The organism is Ensifer sp. ENS11 (assembly GCF_014851895.1).
Classification (GTDB): Bacteria; Pseudomonadota; Alphaproteobacteria; order Rhizobiales; family Rhizobiaceae; genus Ensifer; species Ensifer canadensis.
The window spans coordinates 1-427 of the sequence record NZ_JACVAN010000074.1 but is presented as its reverse complement, the minus strand read 5'-3'; the positions used below and the strand labels follow the sequence as shown (position 1 = coordinate 427).

Below are 427 nucleotides of genomic sequence, written 5' to 3'. Positions count from 1 at the left end.
TTCAGCCGATCATCACATTGCACGAGAAGACAGGCAAAGCATCGCCCACAGAAGGCGGCAAGCTGGGCCGAGCCAAACCAGGCGATCCGCTTGCCGCGCTTGTCACTTTCCTGGAGCGAAGTGCAATTGACTCGGTCTCGGTTGTCAGTGGCACTTTGAGACAGCAAAGCACTGCCGGTGCGAAGCAGGTCATAACCGATATCGACCTATCACTCGCAGTACCCGACATCGACGATCAACTTTCCCTTTCGGCGAGCGCCCGTATCGAGGAACGCCACTACCAGATGACGCTCGCGATCACCTCCGTGCGCCCGTTGCTTGAACGACAGCCAGCTGACCTGAGCCTTTCCTTCGAGGCGGATCCCGCCCCCGCCCCCGGGCTCTCCGCATTCGAGGCCACCGGACAAGTCGCCCTCAACACCAATGG

At 60.2% G+C, this 427-nt stretch carries 1 pseudogene; it reads left to right on the top strand.

What is annotated here, in order from left to right:
* Positions 1-427, top strand: a pseudogene (locus IB264_RS34280) (membrane assembly protein AsmA); the annotation flags it as partial.